This is a genomic window from Acinetobacter tibetensis (assembly GCF_023824315.1).
Taxonomy (GTDB): Bacteria; Pseudomonadota; Gammaproteobacteria; order Pseudomonadales; family Moraxellaceae; genus Acinetobacter; species Acinetobacter tibetensis.
Genome location: NZ_CP098732.1, coordinates 311341 through 331203, shown reverse-complemented (window position 1 = coordinate 331203; position 19863 = coordinate 311341). Strand labels below are relative to the sequence as shown.

General features: G+C 40.0%; 19 protein-coding genes and 1 pseudogene. 11 read left to right on the top strand and 9 right to left on the bottom strand.

The genetic code is table 11. The features are described from left to right. Positions 1-32: 32 nt before the first annotated feature. Both hchA and hemW read right to left on the bottom strand, forming a co-directional pair. A complete protein-coding gene (gene hchA / locus M5E07_RS01530; RefSeq protein ID WP_252221313.1) occupies positions 33-902 on the bottom strand; it encodes a glyoxalase III HchA in 870 nt (289 codons plus the stop codon). Positions 903-1525: 623 nt separating this feature from the next. Then, a complete protein-coding gene (gene hemW / locus M5E07_RS01525) occupies positions 1526-2680 on the bottom strand; it encodes a radical SAM family heme chaperone HemW (RefSeq protein ID WP_252223648.1) in 1155 nt (384 codons plus the stop codon). Positions 2681-2804: 124 nt separating this feature from the next. On the opposite strand from hemW, the gene M5E07_RS01520 reads away from it, so the two are divergent. The 4 genes from M5E07_RS01520 (at position 2805) to M5E07_RS01505 (ending at position 6623) form a co-directional block, all read left to right on the top strand. Next, positions 2805-3266: a DMT family transporter gene (locus M5E07_RS01520; protein ID WP_116761061.1), complete on the top strand. Its 462-nt coding sequence runs from the start codon at positions 2805-2807 to the stop codon at positions 3264-3266. Between the two features lie 92 nt (positions 3267-3358). Continuing rightward, the gene (locus M5E07_RS01515) at positions 3359-4657 is read left to right on the top strand and encodes an MATE family efflux transporter (protein ID WP_286675274.1); all 1299 of its coding nucleotides are present in this window, start codon (positions 3359-3361) and stop codon (positions 4655-4657) included. 309 nt (positions 4658-4966) lie between these two features. After that, positions 4967-6271 (top strand): ABC1 kinase family protein, encoded by a 1305-nt coding sequence (locus tag M5E07_RS01510; RefSeq protein ID WP_252221309.1) that lies wholly within the window; start codon positions 4967-4969, stop codon positions 6269-6271. A gap of 97 nt (positions 6272-6368) precedes the next feature. Further along, complete coding sequence (locus M5E07_RS01505; RefSeq protein ID WP_116761055.1) at positions 6369-6623, top strand: type B 50S ribosomal protein L31; 255 nt, start codon at positions 6369-6371, stop codon at positions 6621-6623. Between the two features lie 88 nt (positions 6624-6711). Here the strand turns inward: M5E07_RS01505 and crcB are convergent, their stop codons facing one another. Then, positions 6712-7095 (bottom strand): fluoride efflux transporter CrcB, encoded by a 384-nt coding sequence (gene crcB, locus M5E07_RS01500; RefSeq protein WP_116761116.1) that lies wholly within the window; start codon positions 7093-7095, stop codon positions 6712-6714. Between the two features lie 163 nt (positions 7096-7258). Between crcB and M5E07_RS01495 the strand changes: the two genes are divergently transcribed. Next, the gene (locus tag M5E07_RS01495) at positions 7259-7591 is read left to right on the top strand and encodes a HopJ type III effector protein (RefSeq protein ID WP_252221307.1); all 333 of its coding nucleotides are present in this window, start codon (positions 7259-7261) and stop codon (positions 7589-7591) included. Between the two features lie 87 nt (positions 7592-7678). Here the strand turns inward: M5E07_RS01495 and M5E07_RS01490 are convergent, their stop codons facing one another. Next, positions 7679-8200 (bottom strand): GAT domain-containing protein, encoded by a 522-nt coding sequence (locus M5E07_RS01490; RefSeq protein WP_252223646.1) that lies wholly within the window; start codon positions 8198-8200, stop codon positions 7679-7681. Positions 8201-8390: 190 nt separating this feature from the next. Between M5E07_RS01490 and M5E07_RS01485 the strand changes: the two genes are divergently transcribed. Then, positions 8391-9023, top strand: a complete 633-nt coding sequence (locus M5E07_RS01485; protein ID WP_252221305.1) for a class I SAM-dependent methyltransferase — start codon at positions 8391-8393, stop codon at positions 9021-9023. Positions 9024-9059: 36 nt separating this feature from the next. On the opposite strand, the gene M5E07_RS01480 is transcribed toward M5E07_RS01485, so the two are convergent. Further along, entirely contained in the window at positions 9060-9530 is a 471-nt protein-coding gene (locus M5E07_RS01480) for a Holliday junction resolvase-like protein (RefSeq protein WP_116761046.1), read from the bottom strand. Between the two features lie 111 nt (positions 9531-9641). Here M5E07_RS01480 and M5E07_RS01475 point away from each other — a divergent pair, with 111 nt between their 5' ends. The 5 genes and pseudogenes from M5E07_RS01475 (at position 9642) to M5E07_RS01455 (ending at position 15079) form a co-directional block, all read left to right on the top strand. After that, a complete protein-coding gene (locus M5E07_RS01475) occupies positions 9642-10286 on the top strand; it encodes a ParA family protein (protein WP_252221303.1) in 645 nt (214 codons plus the stop codon). A 118-nt stretch (positions 10287-10404) separates the two neighbouring features. Beyond that, positions 10405-11535, top strand: a complete 1131-nt coding sequence (locus M5E07_RS01470; protein WP_116761042.1) for an AI-2E family transporter — start codon at positions 10405-10407, stop codon at positions 11533-11535. Between the two features lie 145 nt (positions 11536-11680). Next, a complete protein-coding gene (gene sodC, locus M5E07_RS01465) occupies positions 11681-12229 on the top strand; it encodes a superoxide dismutase [Cu-Zn] SodC (protein WP_252221301.1) in 549 nt (182 codons plus the stop codon). A gap of 251 nt (positions 12230-12480) precedes the next feature. Further along, positions 12481-14635, top strand: a pseudogene (gene yccS / locus M5E07_RS01460) (YccS family putative transporter). Between the two features lie 159 nt (positions 14636-14794). Continuing rightward, the gene (locus M5E07_RS01455) at positions 14795-15079 is read left to right on the top strand and encodes a DUF3817 domain-containing protein (protein WP_116761114.1); all 285 of its coding nucleotides are present in this window, start codon (positions 14795-14797) and stop codon (positions 15077-15079) included. A gap of 79 nt (positions 15080-15158) precedes the next feature. Here the strand turns inward: M5E07_RS01455 and craA are convergent, their stop codons facing one another. The 4 genes from craA to M5E07_RS01435 all read right to left on the bottom strand — a co-directional run bounded on the left by craA (position 15159) and on the right by M5E07_RS01435 (position 19781). Next, positions 15159-16388: a chloramphenicol efflux MFS transporter CraA gene (gene craA / locus M5E07_RS01450; RefSeq protein WP_252221299.1), complete on the bottom strand. Its 1230-nt coding sequence runs from the start codon at positions 16386-16388 to the stop codon at positions 15159-15161. A gap of 295 nt (positions 16389-16683) precedes the next feature. Next, positions 16684-18138, bottom strand: a complete 1455-nt coding sequence (locus tag M5E07_RS01445) for an AbiH family protein (RefSeq protein ID WP_252221297.1) — start codon at positions 18136-18138, stop codon at positions 16684-16686. A 92-nt stretch (positions 18139-18230) separates the two neighbouring features. Beyond that, on the bottom strand, positions 18231-18602 hold the full coding sequence (locus tag M5E07_RS01440; RefSeq protein WP_116761034.1) for a hypothetical protein: 372 nt from the start codon (positions 18600-18602) through the stop codon (positions 18231-18233). Positions 18603-18785: 183 nt separating this feature from the next. After that, positions 18786-19781, bottom strand: a complete 996-nt coding sequence (locus tag M5E07_RS01435; protein WP_252221295.1) for a hypothetical protein — start codon at positions 19779-19781, stop codon at positions 18786-18788. Positions 19782-19863: the final 82 nt, after the last annotated feature.

Sequence of the window (19863 nt, the reverse complement as noted above, 5' to 3'; positions counted from 1 at the left end):
CTTTTTTATTCTTTGCATCTCTTTTCATTTCTCTACTGAACTTCTGCCAATAAAGCCTGAGCTGCCATTTTACCCAAGGTATTTGATGCCAACGGGCTATCACCTGTAATTAACTTACGGTCTTGAATACATTGTCCTGACATCTCTTTATTAACCACATCAACACCCAATTGTTCGAGACGTTCCGCCAATAACCAAGGTAACTCCCCAGGCATATAGCCAATCTCTAGATTTGCCCCTTGATCAAGTGCATCAGGAAAAACACACATTTTATAACCTTTAAAAATATAATCTTCTGGTGTTTCATTCACAGCCGCTGCCAATAATCCTGCTGGTCCATGGCACAAAGAGATCACAAATTTATCTTTGGCTACTGCCCATTTCAGTAAAGTTTTTAAGTCTTCACTTTGAGGTAGACCAATTAAAGCGCCATGCCCACCGGGAATAAAGACAGCCAAATAGGGAGAGTCATCACCTAAACTATTTTTCAATACATCTGCAAGTTTTAAAGGCTTTTTAAACTGGGCTAAATATTTTTGGAATGTTGCTGGCACAACTGCATCTTCATGGGGCATCGCCCACATTTCAAGCTTGACGGGATTGCCCGATAAGGTCGCAATATCAATTTTGAAACCAGCTCGATCTAAATGATACATCGGCAACAAAGTTTCTACAGGATGATTGCCCGTAGAGAAGAATTTGCCATTTTTCATGAGCAAATAGCGTTCATCGCTTGCAATCATCAGAATTTTTTTATGCCCAGTATAAGGCATCGGATAGTCGGTGCCATCAAAATCAGTTTTACTGGCAGTGTATTGAGAAAGTGAGTAAGGTGAAGGGAAAAAGGCATTGTCTTCAGCTAAATCAGGGGTTGGATTACGTTCTTGGCTGGTCTGTGCCATACAAATTCTCCTTTATTATTGCGTGGTTATTTTCAATTTTTTGAAACCTAAAATCCTGCAATACAGCTCATTTATTCAGCATAACAAAGTTTCACAGTGGCACTGTTTTAAGATGTAATTCGAAGGTTTTCTTTACAACAAATAAAATTTAGCCAATAAAAAACCCCAACATCCTGTCGGGGTTTTTCATATTCAATGCTGAGGTATGACTCCTGTCGTACCTTCGTCCTTGTGCAGATCTTTATTGTTATTCTATTGGAGCATCCTGCTCTCTATGGCTCTATATTATGAAAATTATGATGAGGCGTATAGGCGCAAAAAGTGGGAATTGATGTAAGCCAATTCGTACAAAGTCAAAAAAATCGTCGCATAAGATATTTTACCAATACAATAAAAATTGGGATATTTAGAAAGTTTCTTTAAAAATATCCTCAAGTCGTGTCTTAAACGATTGAAAGGACATTGCACGTTTAAAAACTAGTTTAATTTAACCTTTGACGATCCTCAAAAAGTCCAGTTCATCTTGAATTGGACTGCTAGATAGAACCTTCAAACTTGACCAATCATTTTTAGTTTCAATAAGATGTGATGCCTGTCACTAAAAAAATAATGATTTATTCAAACTAAAGAAACTCTTCCAAGACTGAATTTAAAAACACATGTCCTTGCTCGGTACATGAAATTCGAGTTTGATCTTCAACCATCAACTTTCGTGCACGTAAAGAACTTAAAAGCTCATCCAAGCCAGTAAAACTCAAACCAGTCCGTTCTGCATACAGTTTCGCGTCAACGCCTTGGTTTAAACGGAGTGCATTCATCATAAACTCAAACGGCAATTCATCTGCTTCAATGCGCTTAAACTGTACATGCTCAGCAGGAACTTTGGCTAAATAATCCTTAGGTAACCGAGTTTTTTGGAAACGATATACACCATCAGGCTGTGTAACTTTGCCGTGCGCCCCTGCCCCAATCGCCAAATAATCGCCAAACTGCCAATAATTCAAATTATGTGCCGAAGGTAATTCCTTACTCCATGCCGAAACTTCATAGTTAATAAAGCCTTGTGCTTTTAAATACGCTTCACCCTGTGCTTGAATCTCTTCCAACACATCATCAACCGGCAAAACAGGTTGGGTTCTAAAGAACACCGTGTTCGGTTCAATGGTCAGTTGATACCATGAAATATGGGTTGCACCATTGTCCACCGCCAGTTTTAAATCCAGTAGAGCTTGCTCTAAAGTTTGCTCAGACAAACCATGCATGAGGTCGACATTAATTCGCTGAAAGCCTGCATCACGCGCAAGACCAATCGCTGAAATGGCATCGGCATTGCTGTGAATTCGTCCCAACTTGGTTAAATGTTCGGTATTAAAACTTTGAACCCCAATCGATAGACGATTAATGCCTGCCGCCAAATAATCAGCAAAAGGGTCATGCTCAACCGTACCCGGATTGGCTTCTAAGGTAATTTCACAACTGGCCTCAAAAGGCAGCAAGGCTTTTAATTGGCTAAATAACCATTGATAACCTTGCGCAGAAATCAGCGAGGGCGTTCCGCCGCCAATAAATACACTATGAATGGTTCGACCTTGAGCAAATTCAACTTGAGTCTTAAAGTCCTCCACCAAAGCCTGTAAATACTGTTGTTCCAAATCCAAAGATAGTTTGCCATCTGGCACCGCATGCGAATTAAAGTCGCAATAGGGGCACTTACGCACACACCACGGCATATGAATGTATAAAGACAAGGGAATATTTGCAGGATGTAAATCAGCCAAGGAAAAGACTCTAAAGCACAGCGGTAATCTTGCATATTTTAACATGACTGCATCAAGACACTTATGAAATCTGTGTGTATTTGGATTAGACTGATAAAAAGACAAGAAGAATGAATGGTTTAAAATGATGAAAATATCGAGCCAGTTGCTGTTTTTCTTACCACTTGCATTCGGTGTTGGCATTGCCATGACCTTTCAAACCGTAATTAACAGCCAATTAAGAGAACATTTGCATTCACCATTTCAAGCTGCTTTGTTGTCCTTTGCTGTGGGGACAATAGTCTTAGCACTGTTGGTGCTGTTGCAACCCGTGCCTAAACCCAATTTACAAGATTTTTCCAGTATTCCTGGATACCTATGGGTGGGTGGATGCTTAGGGGTTTATGCCATCAGTATAAGCATCTATACTGCCCCTAAATTAGGTTTTCTCACGTTCTCAGGTTTGGTTATTTTTGGTCAAATCCTGACATCGATGATTTTTGACCATTTCGGTCTACTTGGTACCGACAAAACGCCTGTGAATTGGCAGCGTTTACTTGGTGGCGTCGTAATTTTTATTGGTGTGCTTCTCACTTTACAACGCTAAATTTATTCTGACCAAGCACATAATGAAGATGAGTAATTTTTGTGTCGAATGTCATATCTACCCGTTATGAATTAAAACAACTTTTCCATTTGATGTTGCCTATTTTGATCACACAATTTGCCCAAGCTGGTTTGGGTCTGATTGATACCATTATGGCAGGTCATTTATCTGCTACAGATTTGGCCGCCATTGCAGTCGGTGTGGGATTATGGATTCCTATCATGCTGCTGTTTAGTGGCATCATGATTGCGACCACACCACTGGTGGCGGAAGCCAAAGGTGCTCGTACGCCTGAAAAAATTGCCACCATTGCCCGACAGTCCTTATGGGTCGCTTTTATTTTAGGAATGCTTGCAGGGCTAATTTTACAAGTCATGCCGTTTTTACTACCACTGTTTGGTGTGCCTGAAAGCCTGCAACCTAAAGCCAGCCTGTTTTTACATGCAATTGGTTTTGGCATGCCTGCCGTGACCATGTATGCGGCGCTGCGCGGTTATTCCGAGGCTTTAGGTTATCCACGACCTGTGACGGCAATTAGCCTTTTGGCTTTGGTCGCGCTCGTTCCACTAAACTTTGTGTTTATGTATGGCTTAGGGCCTGTGCCCGAATTGGGCAGTGCAGGCTGTGGTTTTGCAACAGCCATTTTACAATGGCTCATGTTCCTGACCCTTGCGACGTATATTTTTAAAAGCAACGCATATAAAACCACACAAGTCTTTGCTTTATGGGAAAAGATAGACCCTTACTGGGTCAAACGTATTGTAAAATTGGGCTTACCGATTGGCTTAGCGATTTTCTTTGAAGTCAGTATTTTCAGTACCGCAGCCATTATTCTGAGTCCACTGGGCGATACCATTGTCGCCGCCCATCAAATTGCGATCTCTATTACCTCACAATTGTTTATGATTCCAATGTCCTTAGCAATTGCACTCACCATCCGCGTGGGAACCTATTATGGTGAGAAAAACTGGGCAGCCATGCGCAAAGTACAAAAACTCGGACTGGCAACAGGAACTATTTTGGCGCTGATGACCATGCTGCTGCTCTGGGTGTTTCGCGCTGAAATTATTGCGATTTATACGTCGGACTATGATGTTGCACAAATTGCGATGTATTTGGTTTTGTTCGCAATTGCCTACCAACTCATGGATGCATGGCAAGTCAGTGCCGCGGGGTGCTTGCGTGGTATGCAAGACACCAAAGGTCCAATGTGGATCACCATGATTGCCTATTGGGTAGTGGCTTTCCCAGTAGGTATTTATTTGGCACGCTTTACCCCCATGCAAGCAGCAGGCGTATGGGTAGGCTTGATTGTCGGTTTAAGTATTGCTTGTGTGCTGTTGCTCAGCCGTTTATATCTCAATAACCACCGCCTCAAACAGTCAGCTTAATCAATGACTGTATTCCCTTGTAGCTCAAATGCAAGGGAATACTTCCTATTTTAAAACTATCAACCTATTGCTCCAATCAAACTCGTCACAGCTTTCAGCATTCTATTGATCTTTTTTTCATCTTGTACTGATCTCAATTGATGAAATGCTTTTTGGCATTTTTCACTCAACAATAACCATAAAAATTGCTGATTTAAACCCAATGTCTAAGCATCTTCACGCATTTTTAACAATTTAAAATAGGCAAACTGGGTTTTAACGCCTATGATCAAAAACACTCAAGACCGAGATCTTTCCGAGGAACACTGCATGGCCAAAACGACTCGTACACCTGGTCGTCGCTTTATGAAACTTGCCAGTATGACTGCAAGTATTGCCACCAAAACCGTGTCCAATTCGATTAGAAACTTTAATGCCGATGAAGAACAAAAAAATGCGGCACGTAGCCAATTGTTTCAGGATATAGGCATTCAAATTGCGGACACACTCGGTGAGATGAAAGGTGCCGTGATGAAAGTCGGTCAAATTGCCTCACAATATAAAGATATTTTCCCGCCTGAAGTGTCACGAGCGATTGCCAAACTGCAACGCCAAGCCCCAGCCATGCCTTTTGCCGAAATCAAAAAACAACTCGAAAAAGAACTGGGCAAACCTTTAGATCAAATCTTTAAACACTTTGATGAACAGCCTTTTGCCGCGGCCTCGATTGGTCAAGTGCATAAAGCCACCTTACCGCATGGTGAACAAGTGGTGGTAAAGGTGCAATATCCAGGGGTCGATGAAGCCTGTGAGAGTGATCTCAAGCAAGTGAGACTCGCCTTGCGTCTGATGGGGGTATTAAAGGTCGACCGCAAATTGCAGGATCGTTTATTTCAAGAAATTCAAACCAGCTTAGACAATGAACTGAATTACCAAATTGAAGCACAGAACTTGGAAGTCGCACGTACCTTCCATGAAAAACTCGACAGTAAAATTATTATTCCCAAAGTCTATCCAGACTATTCTTCTCGGCATATCCTGACCTTAAGCCTAGAAGCTGGTGACAGTATTGAAACTGCCAGCACTTGGCCACAACAAACCCGTAATGAATTGGGACGACGCTTACTACGTGCGATTGGGCAGGAAATTTTCTATCTGAAACGCTTTCACTGCGACCCACATCCGGGCAACTTCGCCTTCCGTGAAGATGGCTGCGTGATTATTTATGATTACGGCGGTGTGAAAGTACTGTCTAATGAAATCGTGCATCATTTCAAACAATTGATCCAAGCCTCACGTCGACAGGATATTTCCGAAATTGAACAGCAACTGAATGCCTTACACGCCATTGCTGAACAAGGAAAATTTCCTGAACCGCTCTATCAAGCGTGGTTAGAAGTACTGATGCGTCCACTGACGACACAGTATGATTTTGCAGAAAATTCAGCGCATCATGATGGCATGGAACTGGTGAAATCATCACTGAAATATTGGGATGTATTTAAACCTTCTCCTGACACCTTAATGGTCAATCGCACCATTTCTGGACATTATTGGAATCTGATTCATTTAAAAGTGAATGACAATTTAAATGATGTTTTTGAAGAACTTGTCCCTTCCCCGCATATCCAATAAAACGCCATAAAAGACTGATCACGATATCAGTCTTTTTATTTAGATTATTTATGTTATATTATAACATATCAATTCGAATTCAATAAGGAGTCTAAAAATGCGTCCAAACATTCATCCTGAATATCGTGAAGTCCTGTTCCATGATACCAATGCAGATGCTTACTTTATTATTGGAAGTACCATGCATACCGCGCAGCAAAAAGAATATCAGGGACAAGTATATCCTTATGTCAGCTTAGATATTTCTAGCGCCTCACATCCGTTTTATACAGGTGAAGTCCGTCAAGCCAGCAATGAAGGTCGCGTTGCCAGCTTCAACAAACGTTTTGCACGTTTTCAACGGAATCATTAAAAATTAATTTTGCTTTAAGTTTGATGTTCTAAACTACAACTATTCAGAAGTCTAAGTCTCTATCCTCCACTTAGGCTTCTTTTTTTACTTAAGTTTTTAAGGGTAATAGATGTGAAAAAATAACATAACCCACCGCCAGAAGAATCACCCCAAGAACTACACTCGAAACAGCATAGCCAATTGCCCACAGAGCTTGTCCTTCGCGCAATAAATTAAAGGTTTCTAAGCCGAAACTAGAAAATGTGGTGAAGCCCCCTAAAATACCCACCATTAAAAATAAACGTGCATTATTCTGTAAAGTTGGATATTGCTGACTAAAGGCAAAAAATACACCTGCCAAAAAACAACCCAGCAAGTTAATACACCATGTTGCCCACGGAAAGGTCGCACTGGACTTAATGAAATAACTGCCCAAACCATAACGAGAAACAGCACCGATTGCTCCACCCAGTGCCACTAATAGCCAATTCATGCCTTGATCATCTTCATTCAAATAAACCTTGTTATCCTCTTCCCGCCCCGTATTGTCAACGCTCGCTCTGATAAAATGATGGCAGAGCCCACATAAAAATCATCCGAATTTAGGCAAAACTTGCTATAGTCAGAACCCATTTTCTACTGTGTTTGAGGACATTATGGCTCAGGACCTACTGGCGCAATTACAATCAGGCGAAGCTAAATTTGCAGATGTATTGGCTTATATCGAAGCACGTTATACCCACACCCCAACTGCGTTTAAAAATGGACAACACAACAATGCGGCAAGCGAAAACCAAGGCAGTGCTAAAGTTTTTTCTTTTGCCAAGCTCAATGATTTAAACCCTGAGCAAACCTTGTCTTTATTCGCAGAGCACTATGCTGCGGTATTGGCAACACCTGAAGCAACAGATCATCAAAACATTCGCCAGTTCATGCAAAATGGCTGGGCAGGTATTGAGTTTGAAGGGCAAGCGTTAACTGCAAAATAATTGCGCATTCATCTGCAAAAGCACTGTTCAAATTTGTCTTTCACTTCACAATGAAATAAAGACAGAACAGTGCCCTAACCAATTCAATTATGCTTTGACTTTTTCAATCCAAACAATCGATTTCACCCGAAACAATTCACATGCACCATCGCCGGTATCCGTCGGCGTTAAAGATGAGCGCCAAACCAGATCTTTGTCTTTAATCTCGACCAAATCTCCCTGTAAGCGCACTAAATCCCCTCGTTTTACTTTTTGAATTTGCTGTGCAACCTGCGGATTGGCAGGAATAATATGCATATTCGACACCATTTGCATGGCTTGTACTGTCGACACAGGGACTTTATCCATTTTCCAATTTAGGTAACGGTCATATTGATTGACTGAAATATGACGGGCAATTTCAGGTTCGGCAAATAATCCCCAACTGACCGCATAATCAATCGGTGAAAACTTGGCTTGTTCATCATCGCTATAGGTTTTAGACCCCAAAATTCGGAAATCCCCCTTAAATGGCTGCAACACAGAAATCGATTGATCTTTAACAATCGGTGCCAAACCCTTGGCAATATTATATTCAATCGAAGATGCCATTGAGCCTGTACTTAACATACTCAAACCCAATAATGACAGTGCAATGAGTCGAATGTTCATGGCTACCTCTTGCAATACATTTAAACCTGTTCTAGTGTCAATCTTACGCCTGAACCCAAGCTTAAAATTTGCAGAATTGGTAACAATATAGAAGAGTTTGGTCACAACCACCCAATTCAACCGCTATTTAGAGTGAACAGATACCGCCATGCTTTATCAGTTTTATCAACAACAGATTTTCCCTCACTTGCTGAATCAGGTCATGCAAACGGCCAGTTTAATGGATAAGCGGCGCGAGCTTTTGCTGCCCGTTGCAGGCGAAGTACTCGAAATTGGCTTTGGGACAGGTATCAATTTACCGTTTTATCAAAATGTAGATTTACTCTACGCCCTCGAGCCGAATCAAGATATTTTTAAATTGGCATCAAGCCGAATTTTTGCAAGTGATATCGAAGTGCAGCATTTACAAGCCCGTGCGGAACATATTCCCTTAGCCGATCACTCTATCGACCATGTGGTGAGCACGTGGACCTTGTGTAGCGTAAAGCGACTGGATCAAGTCTTGCAAGAAATTCAACGCGTACTCAAACCCAATGGTACGCTGCATTTGGTCGAGCATGTGCTCAATACTGAGAAAAAAGGCATACGCCAATTACAACATCTCATCACGCCTATGCAAAAACGTTTAGCAGATGGTTGTCGCTTAAATCGTAATATTGAACTGGCATTGCTCAAAGCTGGTTTTAGCCTGACCCAATATGACTATTTTTATGCTGAAGGCATTCCCAAAATTGGGCAGCAAATGTTGTTGGCACATGCACAAAAAGCTTCGTCTTCTTAAATGCTATCAGTCTAGTATTATTTGAGGATGTCGAGTTTAGCTATCTTCAAAGTCAATCCGAATAGTCTCAAAACGAATTCGACCTTGCTGAATGGCTTGTGCAATCGCCTGCTGACCTTTGGTTAAGCGCGCACCGCCACTTTTAATATCAATCAGCACAATCTCAATATCATCGACTTTGCCTTGCCCATCGCGCAAATCGGTATAACCATCAAAGACCACATAATCTACAGGATCACCTAAAAACTTGGCATCACTGGGTAAGTATTGAAATTCGGGCAAAATGGGCGCAAATTGTTCCGCCATTTTGCCTTTTAACACCGCACGGCTGGTATTCACACTGCGTTTTTGTGCATTGATTAATGCTTGCTGATGCTCCAGTTGTAACTCTGCAATATAGCGCTCATATTCAGCTTTAATTTTACCGTTACGGGTTTGACTTAAAATTAATGTCGTCAGTACAACACCAATACATGCCCCTATCAGCATAGCCATCCAAATCGACATGCATTCTTCCTAACTTCAAATAAATTTTGACTTACAACTTTTGTCCTGTGCCCTAGTCTTCGCACAAAAGAATGATATGCTAGGACTGAACAAAATTAAATCTCTAGGGTCATGAAAACAATTTTAATTGCCAATCAGAAAGGGGGTTGTGGGAAAACTATCACAGCGATTAGTCTTGCCGCAGCATTAGCACAAAAAGGCTATAAAGTTGCTCTGGCCGATGCTGACAATCAGAAATCGGCGCGTCAGTGGCTGAAACAACGCCCTGAAACTGCTGCCAACATTCAAAGTCTGGATTGGCGTCAGGACAAATCCGTCGGTGAAAGTCCAAAACATATTGAGTATCTGGTGATTGATGCACCGGGTGCATTATCAGATAGTCAGGCTGAACAACTGATCAGTGAAGCCCATACGATTATCACACCATTGCAGCCTTCATTTTTCGACATTGACAGTACCCGTCGTTTCTTAAAACATTTACAAGAGATCAAGCGGATTCGTAAAGGTAAAGTGCAGATTTTACTGTTGGCAAACCGCGTTAAAGCCAATACATCGGGTTCAAAAGAAATTCAGGATTTTTTCAGCAAAATTGAGCAACAACCTGTCGCATGGATTTCAGAACGTACCGCTTATGGGCAACTGGCTATGCAAGGTTTAACCGTATTTGATAAATCTCAGAAAAACTATTTAACCCTGCAAAGTCAATGGCAGCCTGTATTGAACGCCATTATTGATGATCCAAGCGAGTGGTTCTGATTTTTCAGGATAATACGCGACCCCGTCGAGATTATGTGAAACTTACCGAGCACTCATTTTCGAGTGTGCTGTTTTCGGTTAAGATGAGTTTGACCCTTAATATTGATCAGTGAAGATAGTGCAACAATACGCGCCTACAATACAGAAAGTCTTGTTATTTGGATTGTTTTTTATCCTGATGTTTTTGGGCTTTCATGTGCTCAAATACTTTATTGTGCCTGTACTGTGGGCCACGATTATTGCCTATATGACTTGGCCCCTGTACCAGTCCATTTACCGTTCCTGTGGTCAACGCTCTACCCTCAGCGCAACACTGATGATCTTATTCATTATTTTGGTGATTGGTATTCCACTCACCTTTGCCATTTTTATTTTGCAGCATGAAGGACGTAATCTTTATTACGAACTACAAAAACAAGTTTTTTCTGGGCATTTTAATGTGCCTCAATTTATCCGTGACCTGCCTGTGATTGGCAAAGAAATTACACGGACTCTCAAAGAATTAAATCAAGACCCAAACAGTATTATTCAGAATATTTCCAATTGGATTCAAGGTCATCTGAATTATGGCAAATTTGTACTGAATGAAATTAGTAAAAATATTATTAAACTGTGTTTCGCCATCATGTCGCTGTTTTTCTTTTACCGTGATGGACAAACCATTTTAAATCAAGTCAGTAAAGCGCTGGAAATGGTCATTGGTCCACGCGTACACCATTATATTGACACCATTTCCGAAACCACACGTGCTGTGGTTTATGGTGTGGGTTTAACTGCCGTTGCACAGTCATTTTTAGCAGGTCTAAGCTATTTGGTTGCAGGTGTGCCAAATCCAATGGTACTGACCATTATTACCTTCTTATTGGCACTCATTCCCTTCGGTCCTCCTTTGGCCTATACCTCTGTTGCTCTATGGCTGTTTGCTCAGGGACAAACCATTGAAGCGATTGGTGTTATGGCGTGGGGGGTCTGTATTGTGAGTACTGCGGACAATGTCATTCGTCCTTTGGTCATTTCTGGTGCAACCCAAATTCCATTCTTACTCATTATGTTTGGGGTATTGGGTGGTATTGCCAGCTTCGGTTTGGTTGGACTCTTTATTGGCCCCGTAATTTTAGCGGTGTTGCTCGCCATTTGGCGTGAATGGCTACATGAAACCCATGAAGAAGTAGCACTCATGATGCCTAAAGCAAGTCTCGCTTACGATCTGGATAATGACTTTGATCCCCCCAAAGATCCTCCTCAATAAGATCTCATCTTAAAGCCAGTGATATACCAACTGGCTTTTTTATTGATAAAACTTATACATTCTCAAACGCAATCAATACCTTATTCAGGCTGAATCTCTGATTAAATAGTGATCATTTTCATATATCACAGAATAAGGAACATCGATGCGAACTTCTTACTTCAATACTGGGGTACTTTCACTATGTACTGCTCTGCTGATTGCGGGTTGTAGCACAACACCAACCCCATCCACATCCAATGTGCGTACTGTTCAGTTAAACAGTGTTTCTGCCCAAGGCATTGGTGCTTCGGTCGGAAGCGTGACCTTACAAGACAGCCCAGTCGGCTTAATCATTCAAACACAGTTAACCAACCTGCCTGCTGGCCCACATGGCTTCCATATCCATGAAAAAGGTTCATGCGAACCTGCTGAAAAAGACGGCAAAATGGTGGCTGCTTTAGCCGCGGGCGGACATTACAATCCAACTCAAGTTGCCCACCATGGAACCCCAATGACGGGGCATATGGGTGATTTACCGGTGTTACATGTTAATTCTGCGGGACAATCGCAACTTAAACTGATTGCACCACGCTTAAAACTGGCAGATGTTCAAGGGCATGCCCTGATGATTCATGCGGGTAGTGATAATTATGCCGATCAACCTAAACCTTTGGGCGGTGGTGGAGAACGCATTGCCTGTGGCGTCATTTAAGTCCCACTGTGGATAAGTTCAAGGTTATACACAATGCCGTACAAAGCATAAATGTACTGTTGATAAACCCAAACTTATCCACAATTCTGTCCTACACATACCTTAATCAATGAAAATTTTTGCTTTAACTGCTGCGTCTTCATACAGAACTGCCGTTTAAAGCAAAACTAAAAGATCAATCAAGAATTGACAGCTAGACCAAAAAAGATCAGGCTCATTGAAAACGATAACACTCTATAAAGAACAACATTGTGAATCCTTTACGTCAGTTTCTGCGTGCTTTTTTCTCCAATTCAATTTGGGTCTATTGCCTACAAATCTTGATTGTGTTGACAGGAACAACATTGGGTTTGTTCTATGCAGGCCATCAACTGCTTATCGTTCCCGTAACGCTAGGTGCAATTGCTGCCGCACTGACCGATTTTGATGATCGACTCAGTATTCGCCTGCGTAATCTGCTCTATGTCTGTATTTTATTTTTTAGTGTCAGCAGCATTCTCGAATTTCTTGCCCCATATAAACTGCTGTTTATTTTGTATTTGTCTTTGTCCAGTGCCTTCCTGATTTTGATGGGTGCACTGGGGCAACGCTATGCCGCCATTTCCTTTGGCACCATTTTACTGTCGATTTACACCATGTTCGGACTGGGTGAATATCAAGCATGGTATCAACAGCCCAGTTATTTTGTTTTAGGTGCGGTGTGGTACGGACTCAGTTCCATGTTGTTTTATTTACTCAAACCCACTCAGGCTGTCCAAGATAATTTAGCGCAAAGCTTTCAACAACTTTCGACATTACTTCAGGCGAAAGCGCGGTTGTTTGATCCCGATAATATTGATAATGTTGAAATGCTGCTGTTCGATGTTTCGCAACAAAATGCGCAAGTGGTGCAACGCTTAAATCATTGCAAAGCCTCGCTGCTGACCCGTTTAAAAGCCTCACGTGCCAATCAAAAAACGATTTATTGGCTCAATCTATATTTTCTGGCGCAAGACATTCACGAGCAAGCCACCTCAAATTATTTGCACTATGAAAACCTTCATCGCAACTTTAGTCGCACCGATTTAATCTTTCGGATTCAAAAGAATATTCGTTTGCAAGCCAACTCCTGTCAAAAATTGGCGGAATGTATATTGCAGCAAGAGGCTTTTGAAATGGACTCGACACATGCCTCGGCTTTGCAATACCTAGAAGATTCCATGCACCATTGGATTTTAGATCATCCATCCACACAATATTGAAGTGAAAAACTTGAGCTTGGTTCTGCGAAATTTACGCAATGTCCAAGAACAATTTTCCAATTTAGCCATTGAACAAGACCATTACCAACAACATTATTCTGTACATCAGGACAATTTAAATCTGCTGGATGATGACATTCATGGCATACCAGACTTGTGGCTTAAACTCCGTCAACATTTAACCCCACAATCTGCCCTGTTTCGTCATGCCGTGCGTATCGCCTTTGTCTTTGCAGTAGGCTATGCCATTTCTTTATTACCATTTGCCAAACATGGTTACTGGATTTTACTCACCAGTTTATTTGTCTGCCAAATCAGTTATTTTGCCACCAAAAGTCGTTTAAAGCTCAGAACCCTCGGTACACTGTTGGGAGTCATTTTAGGTGTTCCACTGTTATATTTTGTGCCCAGTATTGAAGGACAACTGATCCTGACCATTTTATCTGGGGTGGCATTTTTCTATTTACGCTCGCAAAAATATGCCATAGCCACCCTCATGGCAACCTTAATGGTGCTACTGATTTTCAATCTCAAAGGTGCAGGTTATGACATCATTTTGCCACGCATTATTGATACCTTGCTCGGCTGTTTCATTGCATGGTTTGCAGTCAACACCATTTGGCCAGACTGGAATTTTCGTAACATTTCTAAAAATATTCTCAACAGCAGCCAAGCGACTTTGGATTATTTCACCGCAATTGTGGAGCAGTATCAACAGGGTAAAAACAACAGTATGGCTTACCGCAAAGCACGCCGCTTAGCGCATGACGCGCAAATTGAACTGTCTAGCATGATTTCCAGTCTAAGTGCTGAACCACAGCCAAATCCTGAACTGATTCAACATGCCTTTCGCTATCTGGTCTATAGCCATAGCCAACTCAGTTATATTGCTGCTTTGGGCAGCCATCGTGAGCAGGTTCAAGATCCTAAAATTTTGGAGCTGATGCAATGGTGCTTGCAGACTTTAAATAGCAGCTTGATCCAACAGCAAGCTTTAGATCCTCAACTGATACAAAACAAACTGGATGAAATTCAGCAGATCAGCAACAAAACAGAGCTTTCGGAACATTGGCAATTGGTGCTCAAGCAAATGAGCCTGTTACTCGAAACCTTGCCTGAATTATTAAGGCTGAAACAACGCTTATTGGCATTAGAAATTAAATGAATATAAATTATGCAAAGCACCCAAACCTTGTGTGCCTATTGATAATGACCAGCCACTCATACCATGCAAAATTTTATCGATTGCACCCATTTTTTATGTATAAAGATTCACCTGTTTCCGCTAGAATCGAGATTCATTCTCAATTTTATTGTTTTGAATATGACTATTAAAACCTTGCGTGTTGTTGGTTTTCTGGAAGGCTTATCTTTTCTGCTTCTCCTATTTATTGCCATGCCTTTAAAATATATTTGGGGCAATCCAATCTTAGTGAAATTCGTTGGAATGGGACACGGTATTCTGTTTATTCTATTTTTGGCCGTGCTATTTGTTGTCTGCGAAAAACAGAAATGGTCGATTAAAATGTTTATTCTCGGTTTTATCGCCTCAATTTTACCCTTCGGTCCCTTTGTTTTTGATCACAAATTAAAGAAATTTGAATCTTAAGCAATGTCATTTTCACAGCATCCAAATGAATCAAACAGGCATCAATCTGCCTGTTTGAACAAAAAAAGTTTTAAGCGAATTAAAACTCGCCTTTGGCTTTACGCTCCAACAAGACTTGTTGCAACATGCGTCGTGGAAAACTAAACCATAGCGCAATCAAAACAAAACATGCCAAACCATAGGCCAGTAAATGGTACTGTTCATACAGAATGCGCACCCCTTCAATAATAAAAAAGAAACTAAACATCAACAGCATCGACACGGCAGCAGCCACAGTGCCTTTCGACACCTCAGAAGACATTAAAGCAAAACGGTACAGCACTGAAAAACTAATCCCCTCACCAAAGCTGATCAAGGTCATACCGATAATTAAACACAGCAGGAAATAATCCCGCCAGAAGATACCCGCCAGAATCAGCAACGTGCCCAACAGCATAATCGGTAAGCCCATCATCACCGTTTTGCCCAAAGCCAACCGATCGATGATTTTAATCAACACCAAATTGCCCGCAATCAACCCGCCCAATACAGGAAATTGCGCTAGACCGTATTGCAAACTGCTCAGTCCAAGCTCTTCTATCAACATGACTGGCGAAAGTGCAATCCATAACATCAAAGGCATACTGACCATAGGCAATGCCAAGGTTAAACCAAGAAAACGCTTATTTTGATAGACTCGTTTAAAGTCCGAAAAAATATAGCGTAATGGCTGTTTCACCACGGTTGGTTGTGTTGCAGGCATTTTTGCTTTTAAACCAAACCAACTCAAAAAGGCCAATAAAGCAATCCCGATAAAACCCCAATGCCATGACACATGGTCAATCAGGAATGCCCCTAAAACTGGGCCGAGCAAAGGTGCAAGTAAGGAAATATTGGCCATCAGTGCCATGACTTTAATGGCATCACGCTCTTCAAAAGTTTCCTGAATGGCAGCATAACCCACGGCTGAAATCACGGTTAATCCAATGCCTTGTAAAAAGCGTAGGGCAAGGAATTGCTCAATATTGTGAGTGAGTAAAATCAGTAAACAACAGACGCTAAAAAACAGTACGCCTGTTAACAGTACTTTTTTACGCCCAAGTCGATCCGATAAGGGACCCAAGAGCCAAGCGACACAGGCTCCACCCAACAGATAAAAAGACATGGATGATGGTGCCCAACTGCTGCTGACACCAAATTCTTTAGTGATGGCTAGCATGGCAGGTTGGACTAAATCATTTCCGATATAGACGGAAAATTCGAACAGCACCAAAGCTAAAGGAAACATCAGCGTGGCACGATTCAATGGGGTCGTTTGAACTTTTTGCATTTTTTCTACATATCATTATGGTCTGATCTAGGCTGGAAGCTATTTTTGGGAGATAAGCGTCAGCCCAATGACCAGCACTGAGAGATTTATTTAAATTACGTTTTTTTTGAATGCGCTAAGGTTTAGCAGCTTAATACACCGTATTCACAAGGTGTCTAAGACAGTTTAAGTAATTTCAGTTGTGAGATTTTTATCACTCAAGCTAGTACACCCACTAGGTCAAGTGGGTGTAGTTTAGCAGTTTATCGGTTGGGAATTGTAATTTTTTACATTAAGTAAAAGATCAAAATCTATATTAAGCAATTTTTTGATTTTCAGCTTCTATAAATTTAATTTCTGGATTTTCTTTAAATTGCAGCCACTTATTTTTCATCCATTTTTCAACTATATCTTTGCCTATAATTGCCAATAAATTATTTAATAATGCAAACTTTGCTGGCTTATTGAAATAGTAAACCGTAACTCGAACATTACGATCCATATCATCATTTAAACTAAACAGATCGATAATATAATCTTTATCTGAAACATCTAATGAATGCCCCCAAATTGTTATATCTAAGTTCAATTTACACTCATTCTGTTTTGACCTAATCTTATTATTTAAACTATCACGATAAGCTGCTCTATTTTCACCCTTCAATTCATTTTTTAAAACCAAAATATCTTCTTCATTTTTTGAAATATTATTTTTATATCCATCTAAAAATAAATAATCCGTATCTTTAAAAAGTTTCTGATGATATTTCGTAAATCCATACGCTTTAATTTTCTTTAAAGATTTATCTTCTAAATCAGATACACCTAAAACAATATTTTGTTTCTCTACTGATGAACCATGCAAATAGTCCACTTCAACATTTTTATGAATTCGTTGATATGTGTTTGTATAATTGAATGAATAAATTTTATCTGGATCCAACCAACTTTCAGACTTGATGATAAATTGATTTTTTTCTTTTAAATTCTTTATGATTGCTTCCAAATAAAGATTAAATAATTGTATAAAATCTTCTAACTGTTCAGCTAGATAATCAATAAAGTAGCTAGGGCTAAAACCATTAGACCTGTTGGCACCATTACAAAATTCCTTATGAATGTTAATAAAAATTCCCGTTGCAGTTTTAAATGGCTTTCCAGTTCGTAAATCTCTTGATAGAACTCTACTCATATGTTCTTTGACTGTTAGATGAAAGAAATTCAATGTGTTCAAATTTTTGTTATTAATTTTTGGTTTGGAATTATCGGTACCATTAAAATAATTTATTATTTCTTCTTCTGTTTCAATATGTTCAATCTCTTGAATTTTCTTCCCAACTAAAGTTAAAACATTTTCAATTTTTTGTTCGAAATCAATCCATGTTTTGATCTCCACGACATGATTTTTAAAATATTGATACCACGAATTAAGAGCTAATCTATATTGAATTTTAATAACATCTTGTGCCGGAAGAAAAATTTTCTCTGTTAAATAGTATTCTTTAGTTTTATCTATAAAATTTGGATCACGAGTTTGAGCATATAATTCATCAAACTTCATATGATAAGGTAGGGACTCCATTTTATTTCGCTTTTGGAAAATTTTGTCTAATTCTTCTAACCATTCGTTTATTTTTCTTTCAGACAAATTTGCAGGTAAACCACCTGTATCTTTTGCTTCTATTGCCCCCATCACATCCATAAAATGATCGTACTTAGTCGGCAAATAATGCGACAAATCGAAACCATTCCCCACAATTAAAATATTCATTTTTATAAAGTCCAAAATAAAAAAAACGCATCAATAGATACGCTTTTTATGAAGCAAAACAGCCTAATTTTCAACCATAAATCAAAGATTTATTAAGAACACTTCGCAGTTTGGAAATTCTTGGTATTTTTACCGCGCATACATTGATACGACTTTTCAGTTTCGATCAATTTCCAGTCATTATCCATATGTTTAAAACTATAGATGGTACGAATCGAACGGACTGAATCGTCCATTAAACCTGTTTCCGTCACTTTCACTTGTGCAGCCGTTGGTGCTTCTACACTGTTAAAAAATTGACGAATTTCTACGGTAGATAATTCTTTGACTAAATCAGGACGTTGTTTTAATACTTGCGCCAAAGGTGTGTCTGGACTGCTGACCTTATTGACTAAATTTTGTGTGGTGGCACAGCCTGCCAATAATCCTAAGCATAAGGCTGAAACCGAAACTAAACGCAACATGACAAATTCCCCATAGATATCATTACATACCCGTTATGATGCAATGCTTAGCCACATAACTCTATGGCAACAATGTAGCGTTTGTTTTTCTTGGTCAGAGATATGTATCCCTTTTTATTCAAGCAATAAAAAACACCACAATGTTGCCATTACGGTGCTTGACTTAAATTATCCGTTCAAAAGCTAGTGCCCGCATCCTGCGCCTCTACAGGTTCCATCATTCATGTTATAGAGTGTTGAATGAGATAACTCACCTATTGGATAGGCAACCCCTTGGGGCAAATAAAATGTCGCGGAATGTGCACCATACATATCCTCTGGGAACTTAAAAGGTTTCAAAATGACATAACTATGGTCTGAATAAAACTCATGTCTTAACTCGTCGTCACCCGCCCCCACTATTACTGTCAACTCTGGATTATCTCCATTGTTTTGTCTAATTTGAGCTAAATCAAATTGCTTAGCATCAGCATAAGTTGCTGGTCGAATTAAACCCAATTGCAACGCTTTTTGCATTCCTTCATCACTTTCGGGCAATTGCATATAATGTTCACTGGTGAGTACAGGTGCAGTTTTTGTACTATAGGCTTGCAAATGTTCTTTTAGCTTATTCTTTAATGGGGCAACCAAACTGTCATCCATATTAATGTATTGAGTGCCTCCCAATACATATAGTGCATCTACATTTCTTTTAAGGTGCGACTGACTATAGTGATTCAACTGATTAATCTCCTGCTCATCATAATAGCTTCCCTGACAGGCAGAACCTTTCCCTCCTAAAATTTTGGCTTTAATGTCATTTAAAATTACCTTCTGATCATAATATCCTGCAAGTAAGATGGCTTTTACTAAATTGGGCTGTGTTGCTTTAATATTCCAAACATTTTGTTCATAACCACTTAAAACAATCACGGTAGGCTGAGTAACTGTCACCATCACATCAATTGCTTTATAGCCATTATATTCTGCGGGGAAATTATGACTAGATGAACCTGCATAAACACTGGCTGCTAAAACTTGATACTCCTTAGGCAAGGAAACTTGAGAGCCACATATTTCGGTATCAATTGAATTCAATGCGCTGACCATGTCGGATAGTTTATCATTTCGATAAAAAACGAGGCATAAAACCACCAAAACTAGCCCAGCAATAATGAAATATAAAATTTTATTGTTCATATTATGTACTTTGTTTTTTTAATGTTTTCTATTATACAAATTCTTTTATTTTTAGCAATTTATAAAAAAAGCGCACGATAAA